At 70.7% G+C, this 24690-nt stretch carries 29 protein-coding genes and 2 pseudogenes; 9 read left to right on the forward strand and 22 right to left on the reverse strand.

Annotated features, from left to right (window positions below):
* Positions 1-607: pseudogene (locus AAHZ94_RS06565) on the forward strand (hypothetical protein); the annotation flags it as partial.
* Here the strand turns inward: AAHZ94_RS06565 and AAHZ94_RS06570 are convergent.
* Positions 588-815, reverse strand: coding sequence for a hypothetical protein (locus AAHZ94_RS06570; protein ID WP_349991308.1), 228 nt, complete (start codon positions 813-815; stop codon positions 588-590). The pseudogene AAHZ94_RS06565 and the gene AAHZ94_RS06570 overlap by 20 nt on opposite strands.
* Here AAHZ94_RS06570 and AAHZ94_RS06575 point away from each other — a divergent pair.
* From AAHZ94_RS06575 to AAHZ94_RS06595, 5 genes are all read left to right on the forward strand, one after another.
* Entirely contained in the window at positions 814-1038 is a 225-nt protein-coding gene (locus AAHZ94_RS06575; protein ID WP_349991309.1) for a hypothetical protein, read from the forward strand. The genes AAHZ94_RS06570 and AAHZ94_RS06575 overlap by 2 nt on opposite strands.
* Complete coding sequence (locus AAHZ94_RS06580) at positions 1035-1721, forward strand: MobC family plasmid mobilization relaxosome protein (RefSeq protein ID WP_349991310.1); 687 nt, start codon at positions 1035-1037, stop codon at positions 1719-1721. Before AAHZ94_RS06575 ends, AAHZ94_RS06580 begins: the two co-directional genes overlap by 4 nt.
* Positions 1721-3493: a relaxase/mobilization nuclease domain-containing protein gene (locus AAHZ94_RS06585; RefSeq protein WP_349991312.1), complete on the forward strand. Its 1773-nt coding sequence runs from the start codon at positions 1721-1723 to the stop codon at positions 3491-3493. Before AAHZ94_RS06580 ends, AAHZ94_RS06585 begins: the two co-directional genes overlap by 1 nt.
* A 106-nt stretch (positions 3494-3599) precedes the next feature.
* Positions 3600-4007 carry a hypothetical protein gene (locus tag AAHZ94_RS06590; RefSeq protein WP_349991346.1) on the forward strand — a complete coding sequence of 136 codons (408 nt, stop codon included), beginning with the start codon at positions 3600-3602 and terminating at the stop codon, positions 4005-4007.
* Positions 4008-4090: 83 nt separating this feature from the next.
* Positions 4091-5098: a restriction endonuclease gene (locus AAHZ94_RS06595; protein WP_349991313.1), complete on the forward strand. Its 1008-nt coding sequence runs from the start codon at positions 4091-4093 to the stop codon at positions 5096-5098.
* Positions 5099-5145: 47 nt separating this feature from the next.
* Here the strand turns inward: AAHZ94_RS06595 and AAHZ94_RS06600 are convergent, their stop codons facing one another.
* The 3 genes from AAHZ94_RS06600 to AAHZ94_RS06610 form a co-directional block, all read right to left on the reverse strand.
* Positions 5146-5379, reverse strand: coding sequence for a hypothetical protein (locus AAHZ94_RS06600; protein ID WP_349991315.1), 234 nt, complete (start codon positions 5377-5379; stop codon positions 5146-5148).
* Positions 5380-5731: 352 nt separating this feature from the next.
* The gene (locus AAHZ94_RS06605) at positions 5732-6061 is read right to left on the reverse strand and encodes an esterase (protein WP_349991317.1); all 330 of its coding nucleotides are present in this window, start codon (positions 6059-6061) and stop codon (positions 5732-5734) included.
* 89 nt (positions 6062-6150) lie between these two features.
* A complete protein-coding gene (locus AAHZ94_RS06610; protein ID WP_502964594.1) occupies positions 6151-6423 on the reverse strand; it encodes a hypothetical protein in 273 nt (90 codons plus the stop codon).
* Positions 6424-6636: 213 nt separating this feature from the next.
* On the opposite strand from AAHZ94_RS06610, the gene AAHZ94_RS06615 reads away from it, so the two are divergent.
* Positions 6637-6903, forward strand: a complete 267-nt coding sequence (locus tag AAHZ94_RS06615) for a hypothetical protein (protein WP_349991319.1) — start codon at positions 6637-6639, stop codon at positions 6901-6903.
* A 560-nt stretch (positions 6904-7463) separates the two neighbouring features.
* Here the strand turns inward: AAHZ94_RS06615 and AAHZ94_RS06620 are convergent.
* From AAHZ94_RS06620 to AAHZ94_RS06685, 14 genes and pseudogenes are all read right to left on the reverse strand, one after another.
* The gene (locus tag AAHZ94_RS06620; protein WP_349991321.1) at positions 7464-8426 is read right to left on the reverse strand and encodes an SPDY domain-containing protein; all 963 of its coding nucleotides are present in this window, start codon (positions 8424-8426) and stop codon (positions 7464-7466) included.
* Between the two features lie 121 nt (positions 8427-8547).
* Positions 8548-9384, reverse strand: coding sequence for a winged helix-turn-helix transcriptional regulator (locus AAHZ94_RS06625; RefSeq protein WP_349991322.1), 837 nt, complete (start codon positions 9382-9384; stop codon positions 8548-8550).
* 23 nt (positions 9385-9407) lie between these two features.
* Positions 9408-10217: a large ATP-binding protein gene (locus AAHZ94_RS06630; protein WP_349991323.1), complete on the reverse strand. Its 810-nt coding sequence runs from the start codon at positions 10215-10217 to the stop codon at positions 9408-9410.
* A gap of 47 nt (positions 10218-10264) precedes the next feature.
* Positions 10265-10738, reverse strand: coding sequence for a hypothetical protein (locus AAHZ94_RS06635; protein WP_349991324.1), 474 nt, complete (start codon positions 10736-10738; stop codon positions 10265-10267).
* Positions 10735-11502 (reverse strand): glycosyl hydrolase, encoded by a 768-nt coding sequence (locus tag AAHZ94_RS06640; RefSeq protein ID WP_349991326.1) that lies wholly within the window; start codon positions 11500-11502, stop codon positions 10735-10737. Before AAHZ94_RS06640 ends, AAHZ94_RS06635 begins: the two co-directional genes overlap by 4 nt.
* The gene (locus tag AAHZ94_RS06645) at positions 11499-12113 is read right to left on the reverse strand and encodes a DUF4913 domain-containing protein (RefSeq protein WP_349991327.1); all 615 of its coding nucleotides are present in this window, start codon (positions 12111-12113) and stop codon (positions 11499-11501) included. The genes AAHZ94_RS06640 and AAHZ94_RS06645 overlap by 4 nt, the downstream gene beginning before the upstream one ends.
* A gap of 166 nt (positions 12114-12279) precedes the next feature.
* The gene (locus tag AAHZ94_RS06650; RefSeq protein WP_349991329.1) at positions 12280-12498 is read right to left on the reverse strand and encodes a hypothetical protein; all 219 of its coding nucleotides are present in this window, start codon (positions 12496-12498) and stop codon (positions 12280-12282) included.
* Between the two features lie 6 nt (positions 12499-12504).
* Positions 12505-12678: a hypothetical protein gene (locus tag AAHZ94_RS06655; protein ID WP_349991330.1), complete on the reverse strand. Its 174-nt coding sequence runs from the start codon at positions 12676-12678 to the stop codon at positions 12505-12507.
* A gap of 126 nt (positions 12679-12804) precedes the next feature.
* Positions 12805-13047, reverse strand: a complete 243-nt coding sequence (locus tag AAHZ94_RS06660) for a hypothetical protein (RefSeq protein WP_349991332.1) — start codon at positions 13045-13047, stop codon at positions 12805-12807.
* Between the two features lie 35 nt (positions 13048-13082).
* Positions 13083-14282, reverse strand: a complete 1200-nt coding sequence (locus AAHZ94_RS06665; protein ID WP_349991333.1) for a DnaB-like helicase N-terminal domain-containing protein — start codon at positions 14280-14282, stop codon at positions 13083-13085.
* Positions 14279-14509, reverse strand: a complete 231-nt coding sequence (locus tag AAHZ94_RS06670) for a hypothetical protein (RefSeq protein ID WP_349991335.1) — start codon at positions 14507-14509, stop codon at positions 14279-14281. The genes AAHZ94_RS06665 and AAHZ94_RS06670 overlap by 4 nt, the downstream gene beginning before the upstream one ends.
* Positions 14506-16294 (reverse strand): annotated as a pseudogene (locus AAHZ94_RS06675) (type IV secretory system conjugative DNA transfer family protein). Before AAHZ94_RS06675 ends, AAHZ94_RS06670 begins: the two are co-directional and overlap by 4 nt.
* Before the next feature lie 125 nt (positions 16295-16419).
* On the reverse strand, positions 16420-17148 hold the full coding sequence (locus tag AAHZ94_RS06680) for a hypothetical protein (RefSeq protein ID WP_349991336.1): 729 nt from the start codon (positions 17146-17148) through the stop codon (positions 16420-16422).
* A gap of 97 nt (positions 17149-17245) precedes the next feature.
* On the reverse strand, positions 17246-17995 hold the full coding sequence (locus AAHZ94_RS06685) for a hypothetical protein (protein ID WP_349991338.1): 750 nt from the start codon (positions 17993-17995) through the stop codon (positions 17246-17248).
* Between the two features lie 935 nt (positions 17996-18930).
* Here AAHZ94_RS06685 and AAHZ94_RS06690 point away from each other — a divergent pair.
* Entirely contained in the window at positions 18931-19437 is a 507-nt protein-coding gene (locus AAHZ94_RS06690) for an RICIN domain-containing protein (RefSeq protein WP_349991340.1), read from the forward strand.
* Positions 19438-19738: 301 nt separating this feature from the next.
* Positions 19739-19900 carry a hypothetical protein gene (locus tag AAHZ94_RS06695; RefSeq protein ID WP_349989878.1) on the forward strand — a complete coding sequence of 54 codons (162 nt, stop codon included), beginning with the start codon at positions 19739-19741 and terminating at the stop codon, positions 19898-19900.
* A 407-nt stretch (positions 19901-20307) separates the two neighbouring features.
* Here AAHZ94_RS06695 and AAHZ94_RS06700 read toward each other — a convergent pair whose 3' ends face one another.
* From AAHZ94_RS06700 to AAHZ94_RS06715, 4 genes are read right to left on the reverse strand one after another with little or no spacing between them, the layout of a single operon-like run.
* Entirely contained in the window at positions 20308-20994 is a 687-nt protein-coding gene (locus AAHZ94_RS06700) for a hypothetical protein (protein WP_349991342.1), read from the reverse strand.
* Between the two features lie 28 nt (positions 20995-21022).
* The gene (locus AAHZ94_RS06705) at positions 21023-22528 is read right to left on the reverse strand and encodes a putative type IV secretion/conjugal transfer ATPase (RefSeq protein WP_349991343.1); all 1506 of its coding nucleotides are present in this window, start codon (positions 22526-22528) and stop codon (positions 21023-21025) included.
* Between the two features lie 20 nt (positions 22529-22548).
* Positions 22549-23001: a DUF6238 family protein gene (locus tag AAHZ94_RS06710; RefSeq protein ID WP_349991345.1), complete on the reverse strand. Its 453-nt coding sequence runs from the start codon at positions 22999-23001 to the stop codon at positions 22549-22551.
* A gap of 35 nt (positions 23002-23036) precedes the next feature.
* Positions 23037-24500 carry an SCO6880 family protein gene (locus tag AAHZ94_RS06715; protein ID WP_349991350.1) on the reverse strand — a complete coding sequence of 488 codons (1464 nt, stop codon included), beginning with the start codon at positions 24498-24500 and terminating at the stop codon, positions 23037-23039.
* Between the last annotated feature and the right edge of the window lie 190 nt (positions 24501-24690).

Below are 24690 nucleotides of genomic sequence, written 5' to 3' on the forward strand. Positions count from 1 at the left end.
GCCGCGCGCGCCCGGCCCGGCCCGGGGGGGCCCCCCCCCCCCGCCCCCCGGCGGCCCCCCCCGCCCCCCCCCCGGGGGGCGCCCCCCCCCCCCCCCCCCCCCGCCGGCCGCCGCCCCCCCCCCCCCCCCCCCCCCCCCCCCCCGACTGCCCCTGAACAAGCAGGCCCTTAGCCCTTGGTCACCGACCAAGACCAGCGCCCCGGCGGACAGCAACCCGATCAATGACGACCGGGAACAGGCGCACGACGCCCCTGACCTGCCCGGACAGCCACCCTCCGCGCCACCGGTCACCGACCGCGCGGTCGACACCGAGCCGGTCACCGGCAACCAGGGCAGCCACGTGTCAGACACCGACCGGCCGGTCACTCCGCCGCCGGTCACTGACCGGGGCACCCGGACAGCCAGTCACCGGCGAAGTGACCCGGACACCGAGGAACTGCTGGAGATCGCCCGGTCGGCGGTCAGATCCCAGGACAAGCTGACCCGCAAGGTGGTCGCCCAGGCGATCCGGGGCCAGCAGATCCCGCTGTCCAACGACACCCTGACCGTACTGATGGCCCACCTCCGCGAGCAGCACGGACAGCCGGTCACCACCACCCGGGACTGACCGGACAGCACGAAGCGGGGGGGGGGGGGGGCGCCCCCCCCCCCCCCCCCCCCCCCCCCCCCCCCCCCCCCCCCCCCGAAAAAAAAAAACACCCCCCCCCGGGAGGCCCGGCCCCCCCCGCGGGGGGGGCCGCCCCCCCCCCCGGCCCCGCCCCCCCGCTTCCGACACACCCGCCCCACGCCCATCCGAAGCGAAGCGGAGCACCCATGCGCACCCGCCCGGTCACTCCCGCCGAGGTCGACGCCTGGTTGACCGTTCTGCACCGACGAGGCCACCTCCACCACGCCCAACCCGGCCCCGACACCACCTGGATCGTGCAACGCACCCCCCACGGCCCCCGCTGGACCCTGCACCACCCGGTCCTCGCCCTGGACTGGATCGCAGACCTCGTCCGAGAACTCCGCCAGGAAGAACCGGAGATACGCCAGTGACCTCCCCCGACCCGGCGCACACCACGGCCGCAGAGCAGCGTGAGCCCACGACGGCCCCGGGCGGAGCAAGCTATCGCGTACGACGGTCCTACGGCCCCTCGTACGCACTTGCCCCCGCCCAAGAGGGCGAGGGAGGCCCGGCGGGTTCCCGAGCGAGGGCGCACGGGAACCCGCCGGGCGAACGCCACCAGGGGGCGCCAGTCACTGGGGGAGAAGCTGACCGCGACGCTCACCACCGTGACGACGACCACGACGACAGCGAACCGTCGCCGCACGCGCCCGCCTTCCCCGACCGCACACCACGCCGCCGCGCCCGCAACCCGAGTGAACGCACCCACAAGACGACCACCCGCCTCTCCGACACCGAGAAGACCGAGATCACCCTCGCCGCCACACAGCGTGGCGTCACCGTCGCCCACTTCCTCGCCACCGCCGGCCTCACCACAGCCCGCGGCCCCGCCGCCGTACACCACGACGAGCAGCTCGACGCCGCCATCGACGAACTCGCCGCGCTGCGCACCGCGCTCGCCCGCATCGGCAACAACATCAACCAGATCGCCCACGTCCTCAACAGCGGCGGCCACCCGCGGGCCGGCGAACTCGAACACGCACTGCGCGTTCTGTCCCGGCTCATCGGCCGCGTTGACGACGTGGCGAACGACCTGGTGACCAGGCGGCTGTGATGGTCCCCGACATCGGACGCGGTTCGCGCACCCACGGCCTGCTCGTCTACCTCTACGGCCCCGGCAGGCGAGAAGAGCACACCGACGCGCACCTGGTCGGCTCCTGGGACGGCTTCGCCCCCGACCCCGGACGCGACACCAGCCTCGACCCCGACCCGCGCGCCACCCTCGCCCGTCTCACCGCCGCCCTCGACCTCCGCGTCAAGCAGGCCGGCGACCGAGCCCCCGCCAAGCACGTGTGGCACTGCTCGGTCCGTACCGCCCCCGGCGACCGCCACCTCTCCGACCAGGAGTGGAACGCCGTCGCCCAGCGCATCGTCCACGCCACCGGCATCGCCCCCAACGGCGATCCTGACGGCTGCCGGTGGATCGCCGTCCGGCACGCCGAGGACCACATCCACATCGTTGCCACCCTGGTCCGCGGCGACCTGCGCAACGCCCGCCTCAACTACGACTTCAACAAGGCCCAGGCCACCTGCCGACGCATCGAAAAGGAACTGGGCCTGCGCCGCCTCAACGCCGGCGACGGCACCGCGGCCAAGAACCCCACCAGCGCCGAGAAGTTCAAGGCCGAACGCACCGGCCGCCATGAAACCCCCCGCGAGACCCTCCGCGAAGCCGTCCGCCACGCCCTCGCCGGAGCCGCGACAGAAGCCGAGTTCCTCACCCGTCTCCAAGAAGCCGGCCTGCGCGTGAAGGTACGGGCCGCCCCGTCCGGCGACGCCATCGGCTACAACGTCGCCCTCCCCGGCGACCGCAACCGCCACGGCGAACCGATCTGGTACGCCGGCTCCAAGCTGGCCCCCGACCTCTCACTCCCCAAGATCCGCCGACGCCTGGCCGGCGAGACCGCCGAGAGGACGACGCACCCGGTAACGACCAGCGGTCGAACGGACTGGTCCCCACCCGCCCGGGAACGACGTAGCGCCACCGGCATCGCCGAGCGCGCAGCCACCCTGCTCGACAGCGACGACGACGAAGCCGCAGCCCAACTGGTAGGCATCGGTGAACTCCTGGACGCAGTAACCCAGACGTCCCCAGCCGCCACCCGCACCGAGCTGGCCGCCGCCGCCCGATCCTTCGAACGCGCCACCCGCAGCCACATCCAAGCGCAGCGAGCCGACACCCGGGCGATCCGCTCAGCGGCCCGCGGCATCATCCAGGCCGGCAACGCCCTCGGCCGCGGCGAAGACGGCGCCACCACCGCCATGCTCCTGTCCACCCTCGTCCTGGTCACCCTGGCCGCCGCCCACTGGCACTCCGCTCGCGGACACGCCCAACAGGCCCACGCCTCCCGACAGGCCGCCGAGCATCTGCGAGCCGCCTACCACCAGGCCGCCGCCACACCCATGCGAGCGCTACGCGACCAAGGCCGCGCCCTACCCGCAGCCGAACGCCGCACCCACCAGGCCACCATCCGCGCGGCACTGCCCGAAACGACGATGCGATCAGACAGCCCGTCCAGGAAGACCGACGCCCTGACCGCCACGCTCGCCCAGGTCGAACAAGCAGGCCACGACCCCAAAACCCTTCTCCAGCAGGCCATCGCCATGCGCGAACTCGACACCGCCGAGGATGTGAACGACGTGCTTGTCTGGCGACTGCGCCGCCTCGCCCAGCTTCCCGCTCACCCGGGCGAAGCGACGCGCCGACCCCAGGCCAGCGCCAGCCAGCCGAAAACCACCACCCAACGTACCCACAACCGCACAGCGCCCACGACAGCAGCTCGCCCCACCGTCCCCGCCCCGCGCAACCGCCCGCCCCGCCGCTGACGAGAGTCGGCGGGCCAATTCACTGGGCCGCCGACCTTCGAGAAACTCCTGGACAACCAGTTCCGTCGGCTGTTACGGATGGAAACAGATGGACCTCAACTCGGAGATGACGCTCGTGCTCAGAACCACTGACCGCCCCACAGAGCCGACCCCCGTGCTGCCCGTCCTCCCCACCGGCACCGAACCTCTGCCGCAACCCGAGCACGAGAGGCAACCGTCCACCGGACCAAGCGCTACGCGCTGCCTCAGCCACCCGCGCGAACTGGCCCTCCGAGGCATCCCGGTGATGTGCACGGCCTGCCGCGCCCGGCGCGACTGGCTGCTCATCAACCACGGCCGAAACGTCTGGATCTGCTGCCGCTGCAGCAACCAGTGGCTCGAACCCGAGATCACCCGCGCCGACTTCGACGCGCTGGTCGTCATCCCGGACGGAACGACCTACCCCAGTGTCGAGCAGGGCCTCACCGCGCTCGGCTTCGACGGGGCCTTCGCCGGCACCTACCTGGGGTGCTGAGCGCTGACTGGCCGGTCGTGAGCGAACAGACCGGCCTCGCCCTGGTCATCCGGTTTGTCAGAGGTCATGGTTAATATCCTGCGGTGATCATAGACCGTAACGCCCGCGTTGTCCCTCCCCGCTATCGTGACCGTGAGGTACGCAGGCTGATGGGCGACGCTTTGGGAAAGGCCGACCAAGCTGACCTTCTCGCCGCCTACCTGTGGGTGCAGGAAGGGGCCATAGGTAGACGAGCCCACTCCGAATTGGAGAGTCTGAGAGACGGTCTACGCAGCGATATTGAAGCGCTCCGGAAGTTCAAGGCTGACCCCGAGTTCCGGGGAATGTCGTGGGAGTTCACACGAGCCGAACTCGACGCGGCGTTCGATAGCGCCACCGTCGTTGTTAGTGAGGCAGTCGCTCACCTCGAAGGGGTCCTGCGGGTTTCGGCTGAGGCTCTTGATGAGTTGCGTCGTCTGCCCGAGGAAGATCTGGCACCTCAATACGTGCCAGGTGGAAGTAATTCCCTGCTGAACAGGATCATCGAGTGCAGGAATCACATCGAGCCGCTCCAAGAACAGCGCAGCGCTCTTGTTGCCGACTTGGCGGCGGAGCTTGACCGTCTGGCAGACCTTGATAGCAGGCGGCTGACCTTTTCCCAGAGTGACAAGAGCTATACGACGGAGGGCATTCGGCGGTTTGACTCCAAGAATTTCGAGATTCTTGTCTCGTGGCTGGCGTACCGGGACGGGATGAAGATCCGTCGCAGAACCGGCGGGGCCGGGGACCTGGGTGCGGACGGCATATTTCTGACGCCGGACGGCCGCCGAGTCGTGGCGCAGTGCAAGCAGACCAGCACCCTGCCCGGACGGGCCATAGGGAGCGAACTTGTCCAACGGTTCAATGGCACGGCTCGGCCAGTGCACAAGGCTGACGTCGCCGTGTTGGTCACTAATGGGACCTTCTCTAAGCCGGCTCGCGATTTCGCCAGTGATCATGCGATCCACCTCGTGGACGCCGAACAGTTGCGGAAATGGGCCACTTGGGGAGATTCGTTCTACGAAGTCGTGGGCATCGATCGCCCCTCTCCCGTTGTCGGCGCTGCGGCCTGACCACGTGCGCTGACGCATAGATGGCGCTGCGTGCCATTGTGCGCCGGTCAGCTTCGGTTGCTGTGCTTGGGGCGCCTTCCCCGGAAGTCGCAGCCAGGGCACACGTCCTCGCCCTGGATGTGGCCCTCGTACCAGCCGTGGACGGCGGCGTGGAGGATCGCCTCCTCCACCGAGGCTTCGCCGTTGCGGACCGACGCGATGGCGTTGCCGACGACCACCTGGAGGACAGCGCTGTCGGGCGAAGGGAACGGTGGGGAGGGCATCGGTGAATCGGAGGTCATGGCCGCAGCCTACGGGCGGGCGCGAGCGCCGGTCAGCCGGATGGCGCGATCCCCTGTAAGGAGGGGCGATGCAGGCCGCCACGGGACCCAGTAGCGGCCGGGTTCCAGTTCTGGAACGGGTGGGTCGCCAGCGTGGTCGGTCCGGCACGGTGGTGTCGTCAGGGACGGGCGGGTTACCCCGGCTCGTGCGGTTACGGTCAGCCCCAAGACTGATCCCAGGTGGGCGGCGACCTCGGGGCACTTCCAGGATGGCTGGCCGGCGGCCGTCGGTGACGAGCGTACGCAACACGCGGTGGGGTGTATGGCAAGGCCGCCCCTGCCTGATTAGCGTGGGGCGGCCTTCCCCGTTCGGTCAGACCTGGGCGAGGCGGTTCGAGAGGTCGAGGGCAGCGGTCGCGACCGCGAGGGCGGAACAGAGGCCGAGTACCTCGTGGAGGGTCGGCCGGACCAGGCACGGCCAGTCGTCCGGGGCAGTCGGCCACGAGGCGAGATGTGCCTCGGTGGTGGCCAGGCCCAGGTGGGCGGTGACGTCCCAGCCTGCGGGGGAGGCGGGCTCCCAACGAAGGCGAATGCGGCCAAGGGGGATTCTCGGGGCTGCTGTGGCGAGCCAGGTGACGTCGAGCGGCCCGCCGGGTTGGGCGGAGACGCGCTGGACCAGCGCGCCCCGTACGCCGTTGGGCATGGGCCGTGAGGCGAGGGTGTGCAGTGGAAGGGGACGCGGCGGGTGGGCGTGTGGCGGGATGGGGGCTCTCCGAGGACGCTGGGGGTGGTTCAGTGCCAGCCGAGGGCGTTGCTGGCTGCCGCTGGGAGGTAGCCCTCCTGCCCGTCGTCGGCGATGAACGCCGTACCGTCCCGGACCACAACCTCGGAGCCCAGGTAGTGGGCGAAGGGGAAGTCGGGGTTGATGGCGAGACGGATGGGGAGTTCGGGGTCGAGGCCGTTGAGTTGGCGGAGTAGGTGGCCGACGGTCTGCGATGCGGGCACGGGGACCTTCCAGGAACGGTATGGAGTGGGGGCGGGCAGGTAGGCGACGGAGGTGCTCACGGGCAGAGGTGCCTTCGTTGAGCTGGGGTTTTCCCGTACCCGTACGTTGGCATGGGGTCTGGCGGAGTGCGTAGTCCTTATCGGGGGAGTGGCGTCTGCCGTGGGCGAACTGGCGGTCGTTGGTGGGGGCCGTAACGCGGGGAATGGATCGGTGGGCGCCGTTGTCGTCGTTGAGTTGCGGCAACGGGCCGCACGGGATCGAAAGGGGAGTCGGTGACGGAGTCGTGCAGACTCGGGGACGGGGCCGGGCTGGAGCGCAAGATCCGTGGTGCCGGGAGACCGTGGACGGCGGGTGACATCGCGATGTTCGGCGACGGCCAGTGGGCTGTCGGTGCGCAGCCCGGTGGAGGGCGAGACGAGGGCTCCACGGTGGAGGGCCGGATCTCGGATGGCCGTCGCGTCGAGCTGACATTGGAGGACCTGGCCCGCGCGGTGGGCTCCCGCCTCTGGGAGGCCCGCCGCGACGAGGACCTCGGTTGACTGGTCAGCGGTGCGGCCCCAGGGCGCCCACCGACGGGCTCGAAATGGCCGAAGGGGCGGGCTGACCGGGTGCCTGACTCCGGGGGCGTGGAGCGTGGCCCGAGCGGGCCATAGTGGCCTAGGCGAGCTGGGCCGCCGGGGCCTGGACCGCGGTTGCGGCGTCCGCACGTGCTTCGATCACGTGGCTGATGGCCTGGAGGGAAGTGCGGCTTTCGGCTTGGGCGACGCGAAGGCCCGCCGCCGAGGCGGTGATTCGTTCCAGGTCGTAGAAGGCTGGCGCCCGGTCGGGCCGGGTGAGGGCGTGCAGCGATCTTGGTGCACGGTAACGGTGTTGTCGGTGACGACCAAGGACGCGCGGATGCGTATGGCCGAACGTAGGAGGGGGTCGTCGCAGGGGCTGCGGACCGTGAGGGATTCCAGAGCTTCGATTGGGCGGCCCCAGGCTTTCTCGATCATGGTCGTGGCCTGATCGAGTGCGGTGGCGTCGGGCATTTGGGACTCCCGGTATGCGGAATGGTGCTTCGGGCGCTGGGCTGACGCGGAGGGCCCGCGGCCGGTGGTCAGCGGCTACGACGTGAGGGCGTCGGGCTGGCCGGCGACCTGACCCACGAGGCAGGCGCGGGATTGTTCGGCCGGTTCTGCGCCCAGCCCCCTGTACGGCTGCGAGCGGCTAGGACCCGCAGGTCGGCGGCTGTCCGAGGCAGTCGTGCGGCGCGGTGGACGGCCTGCGTGACGGCGGTGCGGCGCACGTCAAGAGGAGTGGGAGCGCGTGGTGCCCGGGGGGCTGCGGGGAGCGGGTCGGTAGTCGGGTTGACCGGGGTGAGGGTGACCAGGTGCTGCATCGTGCGGTGGAGCTGGTGGCGCTCTCGTACGACCGGGGTGGGGTCGACCATGGCGGCGGCGGTCGCGGCGATCAGGTGGTCGGGTGTACGGGCGGAGAAGAGGACCTCCGCGCGGGTGCCCCAGCCGGGCGGTCCAGCCCACAGCTCTACGGCCTCACCCTCCAGACGAGAGCGGCGGTTGTCGATGAGGATGCCCGCGTATTGGTCCGGCGCGATGATTTCGATGGTGCCCAGCTCGGCGCTGTGGGCGCGGGTCCAGCCGGCGTCGAGGAGCGGTTGCATGGCGTCTGTTCGGCGGTACGACGGGTTCGTCAGGAAGCGGGCGTTGCTCTTGTAGGGGTCGGCATTGGCGTAGTCGTGGGCGAGGGCGGTGGTGAGGCCGGCGACGATCTCGGCTGGGGTGACGTGGTTGGAGGTGGCTGTCCAGCGGGGAGCGGAGAGGGCGTCCTGGGCTGCGGTGATTTTCCACAGTTCGAAGTCGTCGCCGAACCAGCCGATACGGACTCGCTGGTCGGGCGAGGTCACCAGGAGTTGGCAGGGCCCGTCGTCGAACTGGTGGTGCGGCCAGTGGGCGACGGGAGCGAAGCCGGCTTCGCCGGTCCCGTTGGAGCCGGCCAGGTAGCGGGGGCTGACCAGGACTTCTTGGTAGGGGTCCTGGCCGTCGGGGCGCGGGTGGCGCATGCGTCAGCTCCGGGGGTGAGGGGAGGGGCACGTGCCCGCCTGCCCAGCCGAGCGGCTACTCGGTCGGACGCGGGCGAGGTGGTAGCGAGAGGTGCGCGGCGGGCTCTTGTCGGCACGTGGGCTACCGGCCCCGGCTGGGGGCGGATTGATGGGTGACAGCCGCCGGCACTCGCGGTTGCTGCTGTGGTGGGTGGCTGAAGACGGTGCTCGGTACGGCGGTGCTCCGCCGCAGCGCCGCTGCCGTACGCACGTCACCGGCTCCCAGCGGGACGGGGGAGTGAGCTTGGGCCGCCGACCTGGTGGGGGCCGGGGGAGTAGAAAGCTCTCCTGTGGTGGGGTTGCTCCAGCGTTCGACGGCTGTGTAGACGGGGCCCAGCGCCTGCCCGGCGTCGGTCAGGACGTAGGGGTCGCCGTGGCGTGGTCCGACGCGGGTGACCAGGCCGTCGAGTTGAAGCCGGTTGAGCCGATGCCGGGCGAGGCTCGTGTCCAGGCCGACCTCCTCGGCGATGTGGACGAACCGCGTGGGGCCGCCAGTCCCGAGGACTTGAATGACGGCGGTCGAATGCCGCAGGTGCAGACGGCGCAGAGCGTCTTCGACGCGCTCGGCATCGGCCACCGTGCCCAGCGACAGATGGTGCTGAGACCAGTCCGAGAGAGCCCGGTGAACGGGAGACAGCGCAGCGCCGAGAGGGCTTAGCTGGTAGGGAGAGTGGTGAGTGTCGCCTACCCGGGTGACCAAGCCATCGGCGCGCATCTGCCCCAGGCGTCGGCTGAGGGCCGTCTCGTGGACGAACGGTAGATGCGCGGCGAGTTCACGGGTGCGCAGCGGGCCGTGGTGTGCCAGGGTCTGCGTCGACCAGGTGGACCATTTCGGTGCTATGCGAGACAGCGTGTCCTCAATGTGCTGAGCGTCGAGGGAGCTGAGCGATGCGCCGGAGGGCTGCGTGGGGGTGGGCATGGGGGCGTCCTTTCAGCGAAAGGTCAGCGGGAGCGAGAGGGCTTGCTGGGTGTTTCGGGTGTGGGTGCGGGAGGGCCGTCGCCGATGGCGGCATGGTTCGCCGGCGCGTTGCTGCGGCTGAGGGCGGCGAAGACGCGGGGCTGTGTCGTGCGAGCGTCACGCAGGGCGGCCTGGCCCAGTGCAGTGAGCGACAGGAGCTGTCCGGGCCGGTACAGGTCCTCACTCGTGTCCTTTTCCAGCAGCCCATCGGCGACCAGTCGCTGGACGGTTTCGGGCCACACGCTCGGGTTGGGACATTGGCCGCGCCCGTCGGAGAGGTAGGCGTAGCCGTAGACCGCACTGCGGTGGAAGCGCAGTTCACCTGCCTCCACCGCACGCAGGGCATCGAGCCCGCGCCTGCCGGCAACGGCCCAGTCATCGTCTCGACTTTGGCCGTGACTCGCCGCGTGCGAGGGTTGGGCAGCGTTCGCCTCGGTGAGGAGACGGCGGTACGCGAAGATCGTCTCGGCGAGGTGTCCGTAGGCCCTGTTCTGTCGCGAGGTGAGCTGTTCGAGGTGTCGCACCGCGGACCGTACGGGCTCGTACGCGTCGGGCGCGCCGGTGAACTCGCCGCGTGCGACGGGTTCGAGCGCTTCGAGGGCGGCACGGGTCGCATGCGACACGCGGTTGTGCAGCTCGTCGAGCTCGTGGGCGGCCCCGATGACGCGCGTCGCGGCGCGGTACAGCGGGTCGGCCGGGCGGTAGGTGATGTTCAGGGTGTAGGGGTCTGTGACGCCGAGCATCTCGGCAACGAGGTGGGCGCCGGGCCGCTCGGTGGGGTCGTGGGGGTTCACCCAGTCGTCTCCGACCGGGTGAGCGAGCGGCGGGCGAGGGTGGGCGTTCATCGCTGGGCAACCCTTCGTGCCGCGGCAGTTGGAGGCTGGACCGACGCCGCAGAGGCCGCCGAGACGGCTGCCTGCCGGCCGGCCGCGCCAGACGAGCGGGAATGGGCGGCCCGCACCCGGGCCTCGGCGGCAGAACGCGCATCGGCCTGCTCAGGCGCGGTACGCAACTGCGCCGAGCGGTAGACCGCGTAGTCCTTGCGGCTACCAGCGGCGACGAGGAAGACCTCGCGGTCGTGGGCCGAACTCGGCGGAGCCGGGCGGAACTGGATGACCATCCGGTAGGAGACTGCAGGATCGACGTAGACCTTGTGGAAGCCCGCGAGGCGACCCTGCAACGGCAGACAGTCGTTGCTCCCGTGCACCAGGTTCTGCAGTTCCAACAGTGCCAGGTCCCGTATGCGGTCCGGGAGCGCCTGAAGATCCGCGATGGCGTCGGGGTGCGCGGCGAAGGCGAAGCGGGCCCGACTCACAGCGCCCTCCCAGAGCCCGGCCGCTGGCCCCTGGCGATGGACGGCGTCTGACGGGCATCGAGGCCGGACTGCGGCAGGGCACTGGCACCGGCCGAGCGGATAAGCGCGGCACGGGCACGTTGGCCGGCGGCCTCACCGCGGTACTCCGGCGGCTGCGGCAGAGGCTCGCTGCGCTCGTCCAGCCAGCGGCGGGCCCTCTCCTCGTCAGGGAAGGCGCCTTCGCGCACCGTGTAGGAGTGGGTGTCGAAGTCGCCTTCCTTGAGGAAGAGGCGAACCGGCGCTTGGTCGCTGTCAGCGTCCCGGGCCAGGGTCCACACCTCACACGGCGCGAAGTCCGAGGTCCAACTCCCCAGGACCTCGTACCGGGTGCCCGAGTCGCGGATCTGCCGCTCGACGCGCATGGTCAGGTCGTCGGCCGGCTGCATCACATCCCGGTTCAGGACGGTGATCGGCTGGGTGGGACAGCCGTGTGCGATCAGCCAGTTCTGCGCGAACGGCACCGTGGCGTGGTACGCCATCTCCAGGGTGAAGGTGGCCTGCTCCAGATCGCGCGCGACCTTGATCGCGGCGATCTGCGGCTCACCCGGCACACCCCAGGTGATCGACCGGTCGTACGCGACCACATAGCTGCGGGCGCGGCCAGGGCCGCTGTGGTGCTCTGCCAGAACGGTCAGGTCCTGCGGCCAGAACGCCTCCTGCGCCTGCCGGGAGTCCGCGTCGGCGGCCACGAGATCATCGAGGCGAAGATCGAGTACGTCGCTCATGCCGCCACCTCCGCCGTGAGCGGCTGAGATACGGGGGTGGCCAGCACTCGGTGGTTGGGCCGGCCCGGGCTGGTGGTGCACGCGGCGAACGGACCGTCCGGAGCCCGCAGGTGCACCAGCGTGTGGTCCAGATGGTCACGATGCCAGGTCGCGGGGCCGGTCAAGCCGGCCTCGACGTCGGTGAGTTGCTGCCACGCGAGCCAGAGCGCGTGCAACCGCGCGACAGCCTCCGGGTGCTCGTGCCACTGCGCGCACCACGGACGCGAGCTGCTGATCTCCCGGCCGTACACGGGCAGGAACAGGTAGTTCACCCAGTCGGTGAGAGCGGCGAGCTCCGTCGCGTAAGCGTCCCCGCCCAGGGCGACGATGAACACCGAAGCAGGCCCTTCGTCCTCGTCTTCGGCGTCTTCCGATTCCGGGATCGGCGCGTGGCCTGCTGCTTCAGTGAGGGTGGCTGGGGGTGGCGGTTCGGAGTCGAGGCGGTCGAGGATGACGCCGTGCTGCCTGACCTCCGCCACGGTCTTGGCGAGGGTGCTGGCGAGGTCACCAAGGTCCTCGTCGGACACGCGGAACGGATCGGGGCCGGAGGCGGTCGAGCTGCTGTCGGACATGGGGGCGCGCTCCATCTGTGAGACGACGACACGCCGAAGAGAGTCCGGAGAATCCGCGGTTTGGCCCGGCCGGAACCTTCCGGTAGTGCGGAAGTAGACCGAAGACGACGTCACCGCGGCGCATGCCCGCCACGTCCACGTGCCAGCGGCCTCGTACGCGGCCTCGCTAGGCGTGGGCCACGGTGTAGGCGAAATCCGTGCCGAAGCACACGGCGGCGTGGTTGCCCGAGCCGTACGCCCAGCGGGTCACGGCCGCATCGCACCAGGCGAAGTTCCCCGAGTAGGCAGCGCCGTTTCGCTGCCGGTACCAGGTCTGGACGTAGTTCGGCTCGCCGAGCCCGAGACCCCGCTCGGCGCGTTCGATCGTCGCTTCGACGCCGGCCATCACGCATCACCGCCGACCGGCGGGACGCCGTATATGCCGGCGTCGTCCGGTGGGCCGAACACTTGCGGCCAGCAGCTTGGCCTCGTCGGGCAGTTCGAGGCCGGGGCCGCGGCGGCGAAGCTGGGCCGCCTGGTCGCCCTGCGTCATGTCGTCCGAGTAGGGGCGCGGGTCTTCCGCCACAGGGGGTCTCTTCCTTCCGGGCATGAGAAAGGCCCGGCACAACGGCCGGGCCAAGTAAGGTGTGTTGACTGATCTACGGGCAGCTTGCGGCGAGACGGGCGGTGGTCAAGTATTGGCAAAGTCGCTCTAGCGTCGCAGGTGGGGAAGTGTGGGTCCTGCACGCGCAGGGATGCCCCGCGCTTCGGCTGGCGCCTGACGTACCTGATCACGTGGTCCCTGCACGCGCAGGGATTGCCGGGCCGCTGGCTTGTCGACGATGAAGCGGTTCTGGAACCTGGCGGTGCCGGACCCGCCGGCCCGGTACTTGGCCGTGAACGTGTTCTCGCCCAGGGTCAGAATGGTGGGCAGATCGACCTGCCCTTCCGCCACGACTCGCCGGCTGTCCCACCAGGGCCGACGGAGGCTCAGCGCACGAACTGACGCCGCTGTTTCTCAGACGCTTGTCCGCGAGAGAGCGGTGGCACGGCGGCTGGGCTGGTGGCAGCACGGGGCCGACCCAGGGAAGGCGTGAATGCGGGCGGTGTGCTGCGGGCGAGCGCGGCGTGTACCTGCGTAGAGGGCGGCCCGATGGGTGAGGGAGCCGGGGCGGTCGGGGTCGATGCGGGGCCGCCGTTCGCCGCCTGCCAGCGGGCGCGCACTTCATCGAGTCGACCGAGCGCGTGCAACGCGTGACCGATGAGCGGCCCGGGGGCCAGAGCCTCGTTCTGCGCCAAGGCCCGGATATCACGCGCGGACGTGGCCGCCGTGCGGGTGACCGACGAGCGCATCACGAGCTCGCCGAGCCACTCGGCGCTGCCCGGTCCCACGCCGTCGCAGATGGCGGTGAACTGGTCGCCGGACAGCGTTCCGTCGGCCAGAAGCCCGCGCCGTTGGGCCTCCCAGAGCAAGGTGACCCGATCGATGGGCTCGCCCCGGTGGTGCAGTGCGCCGAGGCAGCGGTAGAGCTGCCCATGGGCAGGGTCGGCGAAGTCGCCAGGCCGCAGCCAGCCGACCACCCCGTCCATGGCCTTCGGCTCCTCGGCGAGGACCGCTAGAAGGAGCCGCTCGTCCTCGGCGGCCTGGTCGGCGAGAACCGGCGCTGGCGCGGCCGGAACAGTGGTCGGCGGAATCGTCGGCGTGGCCGGGCGGGGTTCGGTACCCCATCGCTGTGCGAGATCGCTGAGTACGCCGGCAAGGACGTCCGCGTAATGCAGGGCTTGCTCGACTTCGCCTTGCAGGGCGTCGGCGCGAGCCGCTTGGTGGAGGCGGGTCGCGTGTTCGGTGATGCTGCGATGGATCGCGCCCTCCAGCACCATGCGGCCGTATACCGGAGCGTGCGCGGGGCGCGGGCAGGCCGCGACCAGGGTGTGGGCGTACGTTGCCGTCAGCCCCCGTGTGTGGGTGCTGGCCGCCTCGACGGCATCGCTCACCCAGGACAGCGGCACGGGTTCTTGGGACAGCGCGGGGTGGGCGTCGTCCCGGAGTGTGCGTAGCGCGGCGAACAGGGCCTGGTGGGCCGGTAGGTAGAAGTGATCTGGCGCGAGCCAGTCAAGGTGTGAGAGCTGACGCGGGTCGAGCAGTACGGAGCCGATCAGCGCCTGCTCCGCGCTCAGCAGCGGGTTCATCGCCGCCGCCCTGTATCACGTGCGGGAGAATCGCTCTCCCGGGCGCGAAGGTCGGCGACGGCCTGATCGGCGGCGTCCATCGCCTGGGCGAAGTGGTCCAGCGTGCTGGTGAAGGTGGGATCGGTGGCGAGGATCGAGCCGGCCTGGCTGATCAGCCACCACTGCCCGTCGCGCAGCACGACAGGAGAGCGCACGAACCGCCCGGGGCGCGGTGTTGGCGCGCTCATGCTGACAACCCGAAGTCGTCATGGCCGTGGGTCTTCGCCAGGGCTCGTGCGGTGATCGCCTTGGTGGCGCGGGCGGAGGCTGGGCCGATCACCTTGGCGGAGGGTTCCTTGTACCAGGGCTTGAGGTCGAGCATGGCGATGCGGATGCCGGTGGCCAGGAGCAGTGCCTTCCCCTTGGGGAGGGCACGGATCGCGTCGGGCGGCAGAACGCGTTCGGTGCGCATGCTCACGGAGGTGGACTTGCCGCTCTCGCTGTTGGAGACGGAGGTGGTTTGGACGTCGTGGTCGCCGGCCTGTCGGCTGAGGCGGTCGGCGAAGTCGGCGTCGTCGATGCCCGATCCGACGATCTTGATGGTGGCGGCGGACCACAGGGCGTCCATGCCGGCCTCGCCCCAGCACCGTTGGCCTTGCCGGTAGGACTGGAGGATGGTCATCGGTATGACGCCGCGGCTGCCCAGGTGGCTGTAGAGGTCCGGGAGATCGGAGATTTTGCAGACGTTCGCTGCTTCGTCGAGGACGCACAGGGCGGGTGGGTCCAGGCGCCCGCCGGAGCGTTCGGCCACTACCACGGCGGCGCGCATCACGGCGTCGGCCGCTGCGGCGATGATCGCGCTGGCGCTGCCGCCGCCGTCCTTGCTCAGAAGGTAGAGGGTGTCGCGGGAGGTGGCGAACGCGAACGGCTTGAACTCGGGGAGGTCCTCGCAGGGTGTGACCCAGGCGGCGACGTCGGGATCGAGAAGGCAACTTGCGTACTGGCGGGCGGTTTCGTAGATGCCGTCGCGGGTCTCGGTGGCGCCGGAGACGGTGCCCTGGAGTTGCGCGGCGACCGCGTGGTGACCGGCGTCGGTGAGCAGGTCGACGGGGGTGCGGTCGGCGGGGGTGGCGAGCCAGGCCAGGACGTCGGTGATCGGACGCCGGTGACTGGCGGCGGCCAGGAACAGGGCGCCCAGGGTGTTGCTGGCGGCGGTGGACCAGAAGTCGGAGCTGTTCGACTCGTCCACGCTGGCGGTGACGAAGTGGCCGGCAAGGCGTTTGGCCCCGGTCAGGTCGCGGGCGTCGGCCAGGATGTCCCACCACATCTGCCGCGGGTGGTGGGCGATCTGCTGCGGGTCCAAGGTCCAGACCGTGCCGACCTCGGCGCGAGCATCGACCGTTGCGGTGAAGGCGTCGTTGGCCGCCTTGTTCGAGGTCAGCAACACCGGACCGGGGGCCGCGAGGATCGCGGGGATCGCCAGCCCCGAGGTCTTTCCGCTGCGCGGGGCCATGATCGCCACGATCACGTCCTCCCAGGACGCGCGAACCTGCGCTCGTCCCGGGGCCAGGGTACCCAGCAGGATGCCGCGATCGGCGGATGCGACCTCTTTTACGCTCCCGGCCGGCGAGCGAGGGCCGCAGGCTCGTGGCCTTGGCGGTGATCTCCTTCTCCAGCAGCGGGGCCAGGTCGCGCTTGCGGGCGAGACCACTGCGTGCGCCGCTGCGTATGCGTGCCCACAGCATCAGGCCGGAGAGGGCGAGGGCCAGGGCCAGCAGGGCGGGGATGATCCGTGTGCTGACCAGCAGCTCGGTGGGGGAGAGGTGGGGCCACAGCCGCTGGGGGTGCAGGAGGGTGTTGGTGACCTTGAAGGGTGCCCAAGGTCCGCTGCCGAGAAGGGTGTTGCTGATGTTGCCGGTCAGCCAGGCCAGCGCGCCGAAGGTGAAGGCGAGCCCGAGGGCGGCGAAGAGGAGGTAGAGGAGCGCGTCGGTTCCGGTGGTGGCCGAGGGCGCGCTGGTACGCGGTGGGGGCATGAGGAGGTCCTGGAGATGAGCGAGGGCGAGCAAGGAGGCGGGGCACGCGACGCTCTTGTGGTGATCACGACGAGGACTCCTGTCTGGGGGAGGGAGAGAGGCGGGCGGGGCGAGGACGACCGGGGCTACCGGGTGCGCGAGGGCGGTGCCGGGGGCGCGGACGGCCGGATGGGCGGTGCTTCCGTACTGCGGGACGGGACGTTGGTCTTGCCGGCCGCGGGGGAGGTGGCCAGGGCGGCGCTTCGGGAACCAGACGGCTGCGCTGGCCTTGCCCGTGTGTCGGCCGGGAACTGCTGGGGCGTGCCCACGCCGTGCAGCTCGTAGCCGGCGAGTTCTGGCTGGGCCATGCCGACGAACTCCGCGGCCTGCCCGAAGCGATCAGCGAGTACGTACGCCGCATCGTCCAGGTCGGAGATCTGCTCGTACACCGCTTCCAGTGCTTCGCGGACCCGCTCGACGGCGCCGTGTTCGGGGTGCAGGAGGTGATCGACGGCCTGCTGGAGTTCGGGCCCGCTCTCGGCTGCCCGGATGCGGTCGGTGATGCGGAGGATCTCCGCGCCGGCGGTGTAGGGCCCGAGCGGGTTGGCCGGGGTGCTGAGGCGGGTTGTGTCGAGGGTGGGGTCGAGGTCGACGTCGTAGCGGGCGGCGCGCAGCATCTGGGCCGCGTGGGTGGCGATGGTGGCCCGGTCGGCAGGCGGGGTGGTGGTGGGCAGGCGGTGGCGCCGGCCGTACCAGTCCTGGATCTGCTGGAAGCCGGCGCGCTTGAGGAGCAGGGCCGACAGGTCGTCGCTGGCGCCGCGCGCGACGACGCTGCCGCTGGGCTCGGCGGCGATGGTGATAGAGGGAGCAGGCACGTGGAACTCCTGGGTACGGGACGGCGGGCGCCGGCGGGAACCGTTTACCGCCGTGGGGAAGCCGGTGCCTGGCCGCGATGGGGGAGGGGCTGAGCGGTCAGCGGTTGCGGGAGAAGGCGATGCGTGGGTCGACCGGTCGGCTCGCCGCGGCTGCCAGGGCCGGAGCGGTGGCCGCGGTGCCGGCACGGGAGGGACTGGCAGCGCGCGCGATTGCCCTGGTGGGCGACGTCTGGACGGGGCCCTGGCCGTGGGCCGAGGATGCGTCGGGTGCGTGGTGGCGGACCATCACGTCCTGGGCGAGACCGGGGTCCATCGCGACGTGGAGAGCGGATCGGTGCATCGACAGAGTGGCGCTGGCGGCCTTCTCCAGCGCCACGCCGCGGTCGGTGGCGGCGGGCAGCAGGTAGATGTCCAGCGGCGGGCTGTGTCGCCAGCCGTGCTCTTCCAGGATGGGTACGCCGACGAGTGCGGAGGGGCGGTCGTCGATGGCCGCGACGATCCCGAGCTGTTCGTGTTCTGCGAAGGCGACGTCGGGTTCCATGACGAGGGGCTGACCCCTGGTGGGGGCCGCGCTGGTGGCCAGGGTGGGTTCGAAGGCGGCATCGGCGTGGACCTGGTAGCCGGCCTTGCGAAGCAGTGCGACGGTCTGGGTGGCGCGGCTGTGACCATCGTCCTGCTGGGCGGTCAGCGCGTACAGCGTCGGCTCACCCGGTACGGGATGGAAGCCGAACCCTTCCAGCAACCAGGCGCCGGACGCGAGGTGTTTGGGGTTCGCGGCGACGATGCCGTGGTCGGGGTGGTGGCCGAGCGCGATGTCGGGAACCGGGTCGTGATCGGGACTGGGCATGGTGAATCCATCCGGTACGGGCTCGGGGATACGGAGGGGCAGGAGCCGGGATGGTTCTGGTTCGGGCCATGAGGAACTCTGAGATGGCTAGCGGCCGGTGGCCGAGGGCGGTCGGGAGACGATGCAGGGCCAGGATCTGGTGATCGGGCGGTTTGGCTCTGCCGGGATTCGCTGCTATGGCGCGCTCCGGAGCGACCGTTGAGCTACGGACGATCACGACCACGGTCGCAGGTTGGGGCGATCGCACGTGGTGAGCTGCGGGGGCTGCCGGCGATTTCGAAACTGAAGGAGCGCAGACGGGAAGGGCCTTCTGCCTAGCCTGCGTAAAGGTGTGGCCTGCATGAGGTTCCGAGGGGCTGTCGTTAGCTTCTCCCCCGCAGTGGAGGGTGTTGACCGCATCAATTCCTGCCGGGCGGTCAGCGGCCTCGGTGCGGACCGGACGCTTGGTACAGGCATGGTCACGATGGCCGGCTGCGGATTCTGGGTCCAGGCACGGCCAGGGCCGCGGGCGGCGGGATATGGGGCCCTCCAGCTCCTGGTGGGGGGCGAGGGCGAAGCAGGAGGGCGCGTTACCTCGCGACGTTCGTCCCGACCGGGCGTGGTGTGCACTGCTCGCGGACGCTTCGTAGATGGGGTGGCCGTGACGTTCCACCGGCAATGCGATCTGCTCGGATCCGAGGCCTACGCCAGGATCCCTTTGAGAACTGTCTCTCCCACTCTCATTGCCGCAGAAGCGTACGGCGGGGGGCCGGGGCGCGATACTGCGGAGCCGCGCGCTGGTGGAAACAAGTAAGCGGCGTGCGTGCTTTTGCGCCGTTCCCGTGGGTGGTTTGTGTGACCGTCAAGGATGCGCGGATGTTGCCCTGGTGCCCGGTGCGCGCGGTTCCGGGCACTAGGAGCGCGGGAGTCCCCCGCGCCGAAGGAAAGGGTTCGCGATGTCCTTGGTAAAGGGCCACGCGGTCATGGCTGCCTCGGTCGCGCTCGTCTTCGCCGCCTGCGGCACCGCCGCCACCGCTCAGCCGCAGACTGCCGCTGCGGTGCCGGCCGCGAAGAGGTCTTTCGGGGTGGCCGCTGGCCCCAGCCACCACATCCGCAATGAGCACAACGGTGAGTGCCTGACCGCCGACTACCGATCCGACAACGTGTTCACGTGGGACTGCCAGCCCGACGGTCACGACAAGCGCTGGACCTACGATGAGGACACGCGCCAGATCCGCAGCGACCTCAACGGCAAGTGCCTGACCGTGAAGTGGGACGGCAATGACGTGTACACCTGGGCGTGCAACGACACCCCAGACAAGAAGTGGGACTACTCGCCTGCGACGAGCACCTTCCGCAACCAGCGCAACGGCGAGTGTCTGACCGTGAAGTGGGGTGGCAACGACGTGTACACGTGGCCTTGTAACGACACTCCGGATAAGAAGTGGCATTTCGCCGACTGACCGGCTGAAGCTCACCTATCCCCGGCGCCACCCGCCGGCACCGTGGTGTCGGCGGGACCGCTGGGCTCGGGCGTGCGCGCCGACCGACACGGGTCCGGGACGGCGGATGTCTCTCACTCCTGCGGCTCGGCTCCCATCGGGCCTGCGAAAACAGCCCGTGGCGGCTGGCGGCACCCGAAGCCGAGCCGGTTCGTGGCCACCAAGTCGCGCAGACGGCTCTGCCGGGCGCGTCACCGGCCTGAAGAAATGCACATAATGTCATGATTTGCTCAACCTGTTCCACATCGAATCTGGGAGAGCCATGAAACTCCGAGCCGCCCTCGCCACCGCTGCCCTGACTCTGACCTGCCTCGTCGCTGGGGCGGGCAGCGCCGCCGCGGACGACTGGTACAACCACAGCGTGGACATCATGCCCATTCAGATGTGTATGGGCAGTGACTGCGGGTTCCCCACCGCGGACTAGAACGGGCGTCGGCTCACGCGACTCCGCTTCGGTGACGGTCTCGTGGGAGCCCCAACCCGCCCCTGTCGTGTCGGTGCCTGGAGGGTCGTCTCCGGCGCCGACGCGGCAGGCCACAGCCTCAGGCGGCTGCTGGCGTCCAGTCATGCTCACCTTAGGCATCGGCGTCCAGGTATCGCAGGCGTCGTAGGTCGGGCCCTGGCGAGCTTGTGAAGGGTGTGGCAACCCTTTGGGGTTGAAGTGGCTGGGCTGGAGCGGGGCAGGTAGCTGGTGGCGACGGGGAGCTCGTATACGTTCAACTTCGAAGGCGGGTCCAAGCCTGGGATTCCAGAGCGAGGGCGTGCGGCGATCGGGCGCCGCCGGAGTAGGGCAAGTCATCATGACGCGCCCGGTGGCAGGCAATGGCTGAGTCAACGGCAACGGCGTGCGGCGGCCGGGTTGGACGCAGGCGGCGTAGGAGGCGCAGCGGTCGAGACTGTGTGATTGCCTGATCCGGGTCCGGAACGTTTCAGCGCCACTTGGGCGCGTTCGGCCTGCGAGGACGGCTCTGGGTCCGCCCGCCCGGCCAGGAAGCCTGCGACTCGGGCCAGCGCGGGCCCCTGGTGGGCGAGTTCCTTCGCATGCCTCCAGCCATCGGCGTTGCGAATCTCCTGGGCCTGGCTGGCGTACAGCTCTCGCGAGCCGGGGAGCGAGGCGTCCATGAGTGCCATGACCTGGTCCCATTCGGTCCGAACCCGGCCTGCCCGCGTCAGTGTGGTGTCGATCCCGGTCAGCCGTCGGAGGTCTTCGCTGATCGGCCCCTCGACGTAGTCGGAGCCCGTGGCGGCGTGACGGACACCGTCCAGAACCTCGGGGCCGTGGTCCAGGAACGCCTCGACGTGCTCCCATGCCTCGGCGTTGCGCTTGGCTTCGGCTGGGCCCGCACCGTGCCGCGTATCGGCGAGCTGCCCCCCTTGGTTGTGGAAGGCGGACGTGGCCGTGTCCCAGGCGTCGGAGACCTGCTTGATCCGGGCTGCGGCGACCGTCAGCGTCGGGATGTGCCGCCGCCACGCCAGGTGGTTCTCGCCGGGCTCCGGGGAGCGGTGCGGATTGGACATCGCGGGTTCCTGCTTCCGGTGTGCTGGCTCAGGCGGTCATGCGGGCGTCGGTGTCGAAGAGTTCGCGCTCGGCGGGGTGCAGGATGTGTTGGGTGATGAAGGAGCGGCCGGCAACCTTCCACAGCCCTCGGCCCTTGGTGAGGGCGGACACCGCCTGCGTCTCAACCCCGGTCAGGCCAAGGAGCGAGGCAGCGGCGGCGAGTTGGTCGGGTTCCTGGCGGTAGATGATGCGCGTGGAGCAGTCGGCGAGGAGGCCCTCGGCCAGGACTCGGCCGCGTGAGCCGGCATCGCCCGCGCTGAGCAGGTCACTCAGCCGGTGGATGATCATCAGGTTCGCGATGCCGAGTCCGCGGGAGAGTTTCCACTGGCTCTGCATGCGCTCCAGCAAGCCGACGTGACGCATCACGCGCCATGCCTCGTCGTAGATCACCCAGCGCCGGCCCCCGGTCGGGTCGGCTAGCGCGGACTCCATCCACGCGCTGGCGCAGGTCATTGCGAGGACGAGGGCGGTGCCGTCGCCGGAGCCACCGAGGCGGGAGAGGTCGATGGAGAGCATCGGCGTGCCCGGGTCGAACGTCACGGTGCTGGGCGCGTCGAACATGCCGCTCAGATCTCCGTGCACCAGCCGGCGCAGCGCGTGCGCAAGGTCCTGCGCCGCGCCACCCATGCGCCCGGCGTGATCGCCCAGGGCCCGGTCGAGCCGCTCGGGCGAGCCGAGGGCGTGCGCGATCTCGCCCAGCAACGGCACCGTGCCGTCCGCGTCGGCCTCGGCGACCACCAGATCGAGGGCGAGGTCAAGCGCGGTGTGCTCCATCGGCAGCAGATCCCGCTTCAGGACGGTACGAGCCAAACCCGCGAGCAACAGCAGGCGGCGTTTGCGAACCTCGGTCGACCAGTCACTTTCGCTCACCGAGGTGGGCCGGGCCGGGGCGTCCAAGGGGTTCAGCCGGCCGGGCAGGCCGGGCCCCAGCGCGATGCTGTAACCACCGAGTGCGTGGGCGACCGCGGTCCATTCGCCCTTGGGGTCGCAGGGGACGTAGACGCGGTAGCCGTGGGCGATGGCGCGGGTGGCGATCGACTTGGCCAAGGCGGACTTGCCCATGCCGATGATCCCGGCGAGCACGGCGTTGGGGTTGGTGAAGCCCTCGATCCGTCCGCTGCCGTAGAGGGAGAAGGGGTCGTAGCAGAACGCGGCCTCAGCGTGGACGTCACGGCCGATGAAGATCCCCTCGGCACCCAGACCGCCCTCCGCGAGGAAGGGGTAGGCGCCGCTCACGGTGGCGGTGGTCATGCGATGAGCAGGCAGACGAAGCTTCCCGCCGCGCGCCGCGGAGGGGCCAGGGCGCCCGGAGGGCGGGTAGACAGGGCGAAGGCGCGGGTCGAGGGCCTCCTCGACGGGGCGCTGGGGCGGTGCGCCGGCCAGGCGGGCTTGGCGGCGGGCCTCGGCGAATCCGACACGAGCCGCGCGCTGCTCGGCACGCGAGGCCCCATGGGGGACGAACAGGTGGGAGGCGCTGGCACGAGTACGAGGCATGAACGATTCTCCTTGGTCGGTTAGCGGTGGGTGAGGCCGGTGAAGGGGGCGTGCAGGTCGGCGGGGGTGGTGCGGCGGCGGACCAGGTGCGCGGCGCGCTGGTGGCGCTGGCAGATGGTCAACTCGGGCGCCCCTTCGGGCAGGCCGGGCCGACACGCCCCGGGGCCGGGTATCTCGCCGGAGTCGGGGTGGGGTGCGGCGTGGTAGGCGGTGTGGAGGTGGTCGGCGGCCTGCCACAGACGGGTGCGGGCGGCACGGAGCTGCTCGCCTTCGGCCGGCACGAGCCCTCCGAGACGTATGGCGTGGGCGTCGAGGAGGCCGTGGAGCGAGATGAGGTGGTCGTGCAGGGCGTTCAACTCGGTGCGGGTGGTGACGAGCGGGCCGTGGGGGAGGTTGAGTGCGCGGTGGAAGTCGAGCGCGGCGGTGGCGAAGGGCACGAAGTCCTGCGCGGTCGAACTGGCGGTGCGGGACATGGGCGGTGCTCTTTCGACGGGGCGTACGGCGGGCATCAGGCGGGGAGGGCGAGGGGCATGGCGGCGGCGGTGAACGCCTCGGCCTGCTGCCAGGTCAGCGGCCGAAGATCGAGCTGCGCCCCGACAGCCGCGGTCTCCACCACCGCACACGCCGAGCGCAACTCCTCCTCGGAATCGGCAGAGACAGTGAGCAGGCCCGTCAGGGCGACGTCCGCGTGGCCGGCGATCAGTTCACGTTCACGGGACTTGATGTCCTGGTACTCGATGGCGTTCGCCTCGGAGTCGACCTGCCCGCGCCGCGCCCGCTCGGCGGAGTCGGCGATCACGCCGGCTTTCTTGCGTTGCACGTCGCGCAGGGCAGCGTCCAGCGCCTTGGGGGCGTAGGAGAGGGAGAGCGTGCGGCGGACCCCGGCGGTGAACAGGACCTGGTGGAGGAAGCCGGCCGACGTCTGGACCCGGGGCCAGTTCTCGACCCAGTACGTGGCGTGGACGGCCGAGTCGGTCGCGATGTGGTCCGCCTTCTCGACCACCACCACCGGACCCGCGGCGGCTGGCTCTGCCTCGGGACGCCCGGAGGCGGACCAGCGGTCCAGCGCGGTGCTGGCCTTGGGGTCGTAGGCCGTGCGCACCACGGCCGCGATCTCGCGGGCGCTGAGCCAGCCGGTGGGGTTGAGGCCGGCGGTGCGCGCGGCCTGGTCGAAGGTGGAGACCAACTGGGCGAGCACGCTGAAAGAGCCGGTCAGGCCGCCCCCTGCCTGGCTGATGAGGCGTCGCGCGGCCTTGGTGTCCAGCGACACCGCGACGTACGCCTCATGCGGCGCCGCTGCCGGCCCTGCGCTGTGGATCAGCTCGCCGTAGATGGCGCCGGCGACGGGTGTGTCGGGGTGGCCGTGTTCTTCCCAGTACCGGCGCAGTGCGTCACCGGAGTCGGGGACGGTGCGCTCGATGACCTGGACGCGGGCGACCTGGCCGGTGCGGGCGAGCGCTGCCAGCGCACGGCCCCAGCCGGCCACGTTGGCGCTCTGGGTGCCGGGGTCCAGGAGGGCGTAGGCGCGGGAGGTGACCTTGACGACGGCGGTCAGCGTGCCGGCGTGGGGGTTGTGGACCGCGCCGTACCGGCCGCCCGGGGCGGTGACCACGCGCAGGCTGGCCGCCGTGCCCGGCAGATGGAGCAGCCCCTCGCGGGTCGGGCGGTGGGAGGGGCGGGCGAGCCAGATGAGCTGGCCGCGGACGCGGCGCAGGAGGTAGCGGGCCACGACGGGCGCCCAGTCGGCCAGCGACCGACCACGATGACGTACGAACACCACCAGCGCGATGACCGCCCACAACGGCAGGAGCTGGAGGGCGCCGACCACGCCACCGGTGATGATGACGGTGAGCAGGAGGAGGCCGGCGAGAGCGGTGAGGATGAGCTGGGGGACGGTCAGGCCCAGCAGGATGCCGCGCCTGCTGCGGTGCGGGAACTTCACGGTGGCCATGGCCGGGGGCTTGTCAGGCATGAGGGTTCCAGACGGCGAGAGCGAACGAAGAAGAGGCACGGTGAGCCCGAAGGCCCAGGTGGGGCCCTGGTCCGGGGGGGGGCCCGCGGGGGGGGCCCCCCCCCGGGGGGGGGCCCCGTCCATCTGGAACCGGTGGTGGTCGCGCCGCACGGGCTGTCCGTACTCGGCGCGTCCCTGCGCCTCGCCCCGC

This window comes from Streptomyces sp. HSW2009 (assembly GCF_040240285.1).
Lineage (GTDB): Bacteria > Actinomycetota > Actinomycetes > Streptomycetales > Streptomycetaceae > Streptomyces.

Bases quoted from the DNA above. Each gene is read 5' to 3' on its own strand.
- AAHZ94_RS06705 (WP_349991343.1), bottom strand. From the start codon at position 22,528: ATGCCTCGTACTCGTGCCAGCGCCTCCCACCTGTTCGTCCCCCATGGG.
- AAHZ94_RS06620 (WP_349991321.1), bottom strand. From the start codon at position 8,426: ATGCGCCACCCGCGCCCCGACGGCCAGGACCCCTACCAAGAAGTCCTG.
- AAHZ94_RS06625 (WP_349991322.1), bottom strand. From the start codon at position 9,384: ATGCCCACCCCCACGCAGCCCTCCGGCGCATCGCTCAGCTCCCTCGAC.
- AAHZ94_RS06575 (WP_349991309.1), top strand. From the start codon at position 814: ATGCGCACCCGCCCGGTCACTCCCGCCGAGGTCGACGCCTGGTTGACC.
- AAHZ94_RS06685 (WP_349991338.1), bottom strand. From the start codon at position 17,995: ATGCCCAGTCCCGATCACGACCCGGTTCCCGACATCGCGCTCGGCCAC.
- AAHZ94_RS06570 (WP_349991308.1), bottom strand. From the start codon at position 815: ATGGGTGCTCCGCTTCGCTTCGGATGGGCGTGGGGCGGGTGTGTCGGA.
- AAHZ94_RS06695 (WP_349989878.1), top strand. From the start codon at position 19,739: ATGAAACTCCGAGCCGCCCTCGCCACCGCTGCCCTGACTCTGACCTGC.
- AAHZ94_RS06690 (WP_349991340.1), top strand. From the start codon at position 18,931: ATGTCCTTGGTAAAGGGCCACGCGGTCATGGCTGCCTCGGTCGCGCTC.
- AAHZ94_RS06700 (WP_349991342.1), bottom strand. From the start codon at position 20,994: ATGTCCAATCCGCACCGCTCCCCGGAGCCCGGCGAGAACCACCTGGCG.
- AAHZ94_RS06645 (WP_349991327.1), bottom strand. From the start codon at position 12,113: ATGTCCGACAGCAGCTCGACCGCCTCCGGCCCCGATCCGTTCCGCGTG.
- AAHZ94_RS06710 (WP_349991345.1), bottom strand. From the start codon at position 23,001: ATGTCCCGCACCGCCAGTTCGACCGCGCAGGACTTCGTGCCCTTCGCC.
- AAHZ94_RS06605 (WP_349991317.1), bottom strand. From the start codon at position 6,061: ATGCCCAACGGCGTACGGGGCGCGCTGGTCCAGCGCGTCTCCGCCCAA.
- AAHZ94_RS06670 (WP_349991335.1), bottom strand. From the start codon at position 14,509: ATGAGCGCGCCAACACCGCGCCCCGGGCGGTTCGTGCGCTCTCCTGTC.
- AAHZ94_RS06665 (WP_349991333.1), bottom strand. From the start codon at position 14,282: ATGAACCCGCTGCTGAGCGCGGAGCAGGCGCTGATCGGCTCCGTACTG.
- AAHZ94_RS06715 (WP_349991350.1), bottom strand. From the start codon at position 24,500: ATGCCTGACAAGCCCCCGGCCATGGCCACCGTGAAGTTCCCGCACCGC.
- AAHZ94_RS06585 (WP_349991312.1), top strand. From the start codon at position 1,721: ATGGTCCCCGACATCGGACGCGGTTCGCGCACCCACGGCCTGCTCGTC.
- AAHZ94_RS06650 (WP_349991329.1), bottom strand. From the start codon at position 12,498: ATGGCCGGCGTCGAAGCGACGATCGAACGCGCCGAGCGGGGTCTCGGG.
- AAHZ94_RS06600 (WP_349991315.1), bottom strand. From the start codon at position 5,379: ATGACCTCCGATTCACCGATGCCCTCCCCACCGTTCCCTTCGCCCGAC.
- AAHZ94_RS06640 (WP_349991326.1), bottom strand. From the start codon at position 11,502: ATGAGCGACGTACTCGATCTTCGCCTCGATGATCTCGTGGCCGCCGAC.
- AAHZ94_RS06590 (WP_349991346.1), top strand. From the start codon at position 3,600: ATGACGCTCGTGCTCAGAACCACTGACCGCCCCACAGAGCCGACCCCC.